6 protein-coding genes and 1 pseudogene are annotated in these 7,316 nt (G+C 33.6%); 1 reads left to right on the top strand and 6 read right to left on the bottom strand.

Going from position 1 to position 7,316, the window contains the following annotated elements:
• Positions 1-676 precede the first annotated feature (676 nt).
• On the top strand, positions 677-826 hold the full coding sequence (locus tag ACFX4W_RS01355; protein ID WP_377256959.1) for a hypothetical protein: 150 nt from the start codon (positions 677-679) through the stop codon (positions 824-826).
• A 188-nt stretch (positions 827-1,014) separates the two neighbouring features.
• On the opposite strand, the gene ACFX4W_RS01350 is transcribed toward ACFX4W_RS01355, so the two are convergent.
• The 6 genes and pseudogenes from ACFX4W_RS01350 to ACFX4W_RS01325 form a co-directional block, all read right to left on the bottom strand.
• The gene (locus tag ACFX4W_RS01350) at positions 1,015-1,857 is read right to left on the bottom strand and encodes an alpha/beta fold hydrolase (protein WP_377559136.1); all 843 of its coding nucleotides are present in this window, start codon (positions 1,855-1,857) and stop codon (positions 1,015-1,017) included.
• A 21-nt stretch (positions 1,858-1,878) separates the two neighbouring features.
• Complete coding sequence (locus ACFX4W_RS01345; RefSeq protein ID WP_377559134.1) at positions 1,879-2,892, bottom strand: NADP-dependent oxidoreductase; 1,014 nt, start codon at positions 2,890-2,892, stop codon at positions 1,879-1,881.
• 370 nt (positions 2,893-3,262) lie between these two features.
• A complete protein-coding gene (locus ACFX4W_RS01340; protein ID WP_377256968.1) occupies positions 3,263-4,012 on the bottom strand; it encodes an SDR family NAD(P)-dependent oxidoreductase in 750 nt (249 codons plus the stop codon).
• Between the two features lie 68 nt (positions 4,013-4,080).
• The gene (locus ACFX4W_RS01335; protein WP_377256971.1) at positions 4,081-4,656 is read right to left on the bottom strand and encodes a TetR/AcrR family transcriptional regulator; all 576 of its coding nucleotides are present in this window, start codon (positions 4,654-4,656) and stop codon (positions 4,081-4,083) included.
• Between the two features lie 552 nt (positions 4,657-5,208).
• Positions 5,209-5,658, bottom strand: a pseudogene (locus ACFX4W_RS01330) (PTS sugar transporter subunit IIA); the annotation flags it as partial.
• 262 nt (positions 5,659-5,920) lie between these two features.
• Positions 5,921-7,306, bottom strand: a complete 1,386-nt coding sequence (locus tag ACFX4W_RS01325) for a PTS transporter subunit EIIC (RefSeq protein ID WP_377256974.1) — start codon at positions 7,304-7,306, stop codon at positions 5,921-5,923.
• Positions 7,307-7,316: the final 10 nt, after the last annotated feature.

Here is a 7,316-nt window from a genome sequence, read left to right as displayed (position 1 = left end):
TATGATAACTGTAGACATTTACCTACTAAGAACGAGTTGCATAATCAGATAGTACTTCTAACAAAAGTTCTTAAAAATGAATAAGTTATTATTATTCGAGCAAACTACCCAAGACGCCGTGAGGTATCATAAAATAGCTCTCCATTCCTTACGAGGATAGAAAAATCCACTGATTAGGTCCAGTGGATTTTTCTGTTTTTACGCTGTATAGGGTATACAACGTTAGTTAACATAATGTCTCTTTCCGGAACCAAGCAAGCAAAAGAACCCTTGGGGCAGTAAGATTTCACCAAGGATTCTTTTTCCGGAGTATGCATCTTTTTATACACTGTTCATTTATCAACGTTTTTTCAGTAGGTGGTTGAGAAACTAATGTATAAGAAGTGCACCTTTTATACATATGCTCGTTTACTACGCTTAATTCCTTGACAAAAGACATCCCAAGTTGAAGAGATTCTTTTCTCTAAACGCTCTAATCTTCCCCCATACAACATCTCTACAAATAATCCATCTAGAATGGTGAGATAGGCTGCCGTAGCAGTATCAGCACTAAATTTAGAATGTAATAAATGATCTTTTTCTTCAAATAATGATTCTAACAAACACTCTAAACTATTCGTTAATCGATAAGATTCACGTATTATCAGCTCTTTGAGTTGTTGTGGAGGAAAATATAATGAATAAAGAAGAATTTGAATTGGCCATTAAACAACTCCCCAATATAAGATATGAATATTTTATTAAAAAGTTGCTGACCATGAAGAAATTTGGGGTTTATATAACTATCGTTGGGCAACAGCACAAGGTATCCATGGTAATATTTTGATTCCTTTCTTTCCAAAAAAATTTTAGCAAAAAATATGAATGTATATTTGCTAAAATAATTCAATATTTTTTGCCAGGATCGTTGTTTTAATTATGGAGATGGATGCTCATCCTTCACTTTTGATTATAATTGATAAACGAAGACTAATATTCATATTTTCAAAAGGATAGTCTGTATTTTAATGTTCATTAGCTTAAAAATGTTAGTACAATTTCGACAAACTCTTTTGGATATTGAAATAAAGAACCATGTCCTGCATGATTAAATATTATTATCTTACTATTAGGAATTCTATTTGATAAGTCATATGAATTTTCTGTTGGAACCATGCGATCATTATCTCCGTTTATTATTAATGTTGGCTGAACAATTTTGGATAGATCTGCAGGCTTCTCTTTACCCCATTTAGTGATTGCATCTAATTGTTTTCTATAAGCTTTTAAACTAATTGTTTTATCTCGATGTTTTTTCCTTTTTTTTATTTGAGTTAGAAATTCCTTAGCCTTTTTCTTACCATTATCTGTGGTTGGAAAAAACAGATAGGTCTTGACGTCTTTAAAAGTCAAGGCAGCACGGACAAGATCAAGATTAGTAATACGGCTGACATTAGAAATCCCTTTTCCTCCTCGAGGTCCCGTACCAACTAATACCACCTTTCTTACCAAGTTTGGTTCTTTTGAAATTAATTCTTGCGCAATCATTCCGCCCATAGACAAAGCAATCAAATCAACCTTTAAAAATCCTAATAGTTTTATAAATGTGATAGCATCATCTGCCATTTGAGGGATGTTGTTTGGTACTTCACCATTGGATAGTCCGACCCCTGTGTTATCAAATGCGATGACCCAATGACTTTTAGCAAGACCATCGATAACCCTTGAATCCCAATTATCAAGATTAGCTGATAGATGTGTCAATAACATAATAGGGGTTCCTTTTTTTTCTCCTAATTCTCTATACGCATACCTTTTACCATTCTGTTGCTGAATGAATAAGTTAGGTGCGTCAATATAAGAATAATAAATCGACATTGCTCCTCCTCCTACTTACCTTCAAAATTTAATAACCACTTTTCCTTTTGGATGACCATTTGCAACTAAGTTTAGTGCTTCGTTAATGTTATCAATTGTAAAATTAGTAGGATCGATAGCTGGAACAATATTGTTTTCTTCAATAATGTTCGTAATTTTTTCTAACTGCTTTCCATCAGCTCTTACGAAAAGAAAGCGATATTGAACAGCCTGTTTTTTTGCTTTCCTATCAAATTTAGCACCAACTAGTCCAAAAAGGATTTGTTTCCATTTGGGAAAACCTCCATCTATTGCAAACTGCTTATTTGGTCCTGTACGAAGACTTAGTAAGCGACCACCTGATTTGATAATGGACAACTCTCTGTCAAATTCATCTGCACCGAGTGTATCAATAACATAATCAACTTTGTCTAATATTTCCCAATAATTTTCCTTCGTGTAATCTATATATTGATCCGCACCAGCATTCAACGTCCTTTCTTTAGCAGAAGGACTCCCAGAAACAATGACCTTCAATCCCATTTCTTTAGCAATTGGAACAGCCATTTGGCCAAAGCTTCCGGATCCTCCTGGAATGAACACTGTTTGCTCTTTTTTCGCTTCTAACTCTTCTGTTAACCCTTGAAATGCCGTCAAACCAGTTAGAGGTGCAGCAGCTCCAGTGACATAATCTAAATTTTTCGGCAAATGCCGGATGGCTGCTGCATCAACTGCAACATACTCTGCAAATGCTCCAATCTTCTCAATAGGGAGTCTCGTATAAATAGAATCTCCTACCTTAAATTCATGTGCATTTTCACCAACTTTTTCAACTATTCCAGTTAGTTCATTTCCTAATGTAAGAGGCATTTCATAATCTTGAATTAGTTTTACGCTTCCTGTAATATTTAATATTTCAAGTGGGTTGACCGCCGCAGCTTTGACTTTTACCAAGACTTCGTTGTCATCGATTTCTGGGATTGGAATGTCATTTACTTGGGCATGGATATTTTTTGAGTACTTGGTGATCTGAGCTGCTTTCATGAGTGTTTTCATTTTTTTATCAGCACCCTTCCGTTGAGTTGCATTTATTAAGTTTCTTTACCTTATTTTTATTATTTTTGCTGTCTGCTTCATTTTTCTATCCTCAATATAATTCTTTTTATAAGATCTTATGTTATTCCAATCATTTAGGTGGAGGGAATCTTATTTTAGGAGATGTCTGCCTCCCTATTTTAGGATCAACCCACCACCAAAAACTTAAATACTTACAACAGCATCTTTATGATCCATTTGGTACTGTTATTTTTTAGAACGTTCATTCTCAATTGATTAAATTTTTTTGAAACGATACTGTAAAGAAATTTATATTTCTCATCCTCACAGATTATTTCCGTTTCTTTAGTTTAAAACTTTTGGTGACAAATTATGCGCCTAGTATTGGATAAATTTGATCTCTTAATTTGAATTCATAGTTTACATCTACAATCCCTACCACTTTATCTCTGTCATAAAGTTCCATCATAAAACCAGCCATTTGCTTAGCTGTGTGATACATAGGGACATTTGCTTTATAATCAAATTCTTTCATATCACTTGCAGATTTCGCGAATTCTGTTTCCGTCATTGCTGGTGCTAAAATCTTCACCTTCATTTTCGCACCTTTCTGTTCGAGTTCTTTTGCAAGCCCTTCTGTGAATGCACTAACAAAATATTTAGATGCAGAGTAAGTAATACTACCAACATAAATTGCATATCCGAGTGCTGAAGATACGTTAATTAATTGAGTTCCCTCTACATGAGAATAGTCTCGCGCAAATAGTGTAGAAAGGATTGTCAATGACTCTATATTAAGACGTAACATGTTTTCTACCTTATCTAAATTCTGATCTGTTACAGAAGAGGATTCACCAATTCCAGCATTATTAATCCAAGTCTCAATTTGATACTCCTTTAAACTGTTGTACAGTGTATATACCTGATCTGTGACAGATAGATCACTTGTACGAATAATAACATCTAAATCAGGATTTATATTCTGAATGGCTGATTTAAGACCTTCTAATTTATCTAATCTTCTAGCTACAATAATTAAGTTTTTGCCGCGAGCAGCAAATTCTAGGACAGTTTCATATCCTATACCTGAGCTTGCTCCTGTAATAACTGTGTACTTCATATTCATTCTCTCCTTAAAAATATATTCAGATTGGTGTTAATTAGTTTATTTAAATAACAAGATATATCTTAGTCCAGTATTGATAAAGTCAAATCAATAATGGTTTCTAATTCTTTCTTATTATCTGTTGTTTTTGCTAATACTCGTATTCCTACAAGGGAATTATGAATAAATTTAGAAAGCCCTTTGATATCATAGTGTTCAGGGATTTCTCCTTGTTCTTGACCATGTTTCAGTAGATCAAATAATAAGGTTTCGGTCTTTATAAAAGTCTCTGTAACTTTTTCAGATACTTCTTGATCGAGTAACGATAATTCAACTGCTGTGTTTACTGTTAAACACCCTTTTGGCTGTTTATCATTTGGATAAATAACCATTTTAAATAATTTTCGTATAGCCTGCTTAACCGTTAATTCTGGTTTTATGTTATTTTTAATTCTTTCATCCATTACTTCTACATAATGACTTAGGGCTCGAATAAATAAAGTATGTTTATCCCCGAATGTATCATAGATACTTCTACGGTGAATGCCCATATAGTTCACTAAATCTTGCATGGATGTTTTTTCATACCCCTGTTGCCAGAAAAGCTCCATTGCTCTCCTTAATGCTTCTTTTTCATCAAATTCTTTATTTCTAGCCATGTACTCCCACCTTAGAAAGTATTATCTCGTATTTCTGAGAAAATATTTAGAACTATTTGACGCACTTAGAGTGCAACAATTTTATACTATTCATTCTCTCTCAATAAATTCTTTAGGTATTTTGAGAATGATCATTCTTAATTGGGTAAAAAAACTGTTAGATCTAACTTGTTTTGAGTATATCAATTTAAGAACGTTCAGTAAAGAATTTTTAACCAAAAGTTGAAGACCATTATTTTCCTAACAGCACAGAACTCATTCGTGTGTTTTCTCCTTTAAGTTTAAGATCAAAAATAACCTATTTTTCGCCACTAAATGTAAAAGATAAAACTTACTTTTTATAAATATAAGTTTTATCTTTTTTTACTCTTTGCACCAACAAAATTTGTCCTAACCACGCCAATGATAACTATATCTCTACCAATTAAGTGATAGAGTTGAAAGGATTCTTATAAGAATAAGACGCTAGCAACAATCGTATTTAGCTAAACTAAAAAATAGAAAAGAAAACATTAGAGTTACTTCTATGTTCTCTTCTCCGTTTTTAAAGTATTATTTCATACTGCAATTAAATATTACATCCCCAAAGTTAGTTACTCTCTCTTGACTTGCTTCAATTTCCAAAACCTTCTCCATATTTGTAATAATAATAGGAGTAACAATATCCTTCTTTTTACTTTTTAAATATTCTAAATTTACTTTTACTAAAGGGTCCCCTGCCTTAATAGGTTCATCGGTATTCACAAGTACTTCGAAGCCTTCTCCATTTAATTCGACAGTTTCTAAGCCGATATGGATAAGTAATTCAAGCCCTTTTTCAGAGCGAATTCCAATAGCATGTTTTGTAGGGAATACTTGGATAACTTGACCGTTAACCGGCGACACAACTTTCCCACTCTTTGGAATAATAGCAATTCCGTCTCCCATCATCTTTTTTGAAAATACAGGATCAGGAACTTTTGATAAAGGGATGATATCTCCATATAGTGGTGCAAATATTTCCTCTATTTGAGTAATATTTTTCTTTTTGAAAAGCCCTTTTAACATGATTATATTCCTCCCTTAAAACATTAGGATCATTGGATGGTCCACATATCGGATAAATATAATATTCTTGTCTCCATATATTTATCGATACAGACCTTTTAAATTGTTTGGTCATACCATCTTACGTCCGATAAGGTTGTTTTTATGTTTTCCATACTATAGTTATATTCACTATCTTCATCTTAGTTAGTAGATGAACATTTGACAGATAGCCATTTTACTTTGTTTTCTTCTCCATTGAGTGTTGGTAACCTATTGTATAGGTCAAAACAAATGACACAGAGAAAGCAACAACGTTTACAAGTATATAAAGGGGCAATTGATTATTTAAATATAGTAACATTCCAGGAATACCTGTTAGCGCCATTCCTGTGGCTTTTAAATGCAAGATAGAGGCTAGGAACCCTCCAACTCCTCCACCTATCATTGACATAATAAAAGGTTTCACTAAAGGAAGTGTTACACCAAAAACTGCTGGTTCGGTTATACCTAAAGCTGCAGACAAGCTAGATGGATAGGCAATTTGTTTTGTTTTTGGCGAAAGGGTTTTAAGTGCCACTGCCAACACTGCACCAGCTTGAGCGACATTTCCAGGTGCAATTGCATTTAACTTGTTCCAACCAGTCTGTGTAAGCATATTGATCTCTAAAAAACTTATAATGTGGTGAATTCCAAAAATACCAAGTAACTGACTAAAGCTTCCATAAATTAAACCTCCAATTCCATATGGTAACTCAAGTAAAAATTCAACCCCATGCAAAACAAGTAATTCTACTCCGTGGAAGATAGGACCAATAATAAAAAGTGCTAATGTAATACCAGAAAGTAGTGTTAAAAATGGTGTGAGTATAAGATCAAGTGAATTCGGTATTTTTGTTCGTAAAAACTGTTCGAGTTTAGATGCGACAATTCCTGTAATAAACGCAGGCAGTACAGAACCTTGATATCCTACAACTTTAATAAAGCCGAAAAACACTAATGGATCTTCTAATTTCTGTCCTACTGCGTATGCATTTGGTAATGCTGGATTAACAAGCATTAATCCTAGGACAATTCCTAATACAGGGTTACCACCAAAAACTTTAAACGTTGACCAACAAATTAGAGCAGGTAAAAAGGCGAAAGCTGTATCTGTTAAAACTTGTGTAAATAGCAACAATTCCTTCGGAACGCTTTTGGTTGTTAAGCCTACTAATTCTAGGACAGCTTCCTGGGTTATTAAACTTCTAAATCCCATAAATAAACCAGTCGCTACTAAGACAGGTATAATAGGAACAAAGATGTCTCCGAAAACCCGAACACCGCGTTGAAAGCGATTACCTTCTTTCTTAACAGAAGGCTGATTTTGAACATTTCCATCCAATAACTTCATAATTTCTGTATAGATCTTATTAACTAACCCTGTTCCTAAAATAATCTGATACTGCCCAGAATTAAAGAAACTTCCCTTTACTTTGTCTAAGTTTTCAATTTCTTTAACATTTAATTTGTCTTTATCAACAGTAATAATTCGCAGTCTTGTAGCACAATGTGTAACAGAATGGATATTTTCACTTCCACCAACTAATTCTATAATCTTTTTGGCCACCTCTTGATCTTTCATACTATTCTCC

This window comes from Priestia sp. YIM B13489 (assembly GCF_042787645.1).
In the GTDB taxonomy this organism is placed as follows: Bacteria; Bacillota; Bacilli; order Bacillales; family Bacillaceae_H; genus Priestia; species Priestia megaterium.
The sequence above is the reverse complement of the archived record's forward strand: the minus strand, read 5'-3'. Positions and strand labels throughout refer to the sequence as shown.

What these genes read in the sequence shown, in the direction of transcription:
- ACFX4W_RS01355 (WP_377256959.1), top strand. Translation starts at nt 677, where the DNA reads ATGAATAAAGAAGAATTTGAATTGGCCATTAAACAACTCCCCAATATA.
- ACFX4W_RS01350 (WP_377559136.1), bottom strand. Translation starts at nt 1,857, where the DNA reads ATGTCGATTTATTATTCTTATATTGACGCACCTAACTTATTCATTCAG.
- ACFX4W_RS01345 (WP_377559134.1), bottom strand. Translation starts at nt 2,892, where the DNA reads ATGAAAACACTCATGAAAGCAGCTCAGATCACCAAGTACTCAAAAAAT.
- ACFX4W_RS01340 (WP_377256968.1), bottom strand. Translation starts at nt 4,012, where the DNA reads ATGAAGTACACAGTTATTACAGGAGCAAGCTCAGGTATAGGATATGAA.
- ACFX4W_RS01335 (WP_377256971.1), bottom strand. Translation starts at nt 4,656, where the DNA reads ATGGCTAGAAATAAAGAATTTGATGAAAAAGAAGCATTAAGGAGAGCA.
- ACFX4W_RS01325 (WP_377256974.1), bottom strand. Translation starts at nt 7,306, where the DNA reads ATGAAAGATCAAGAGGTGGCCAAAAAGATTATAGAATTAGTTGGTGGA.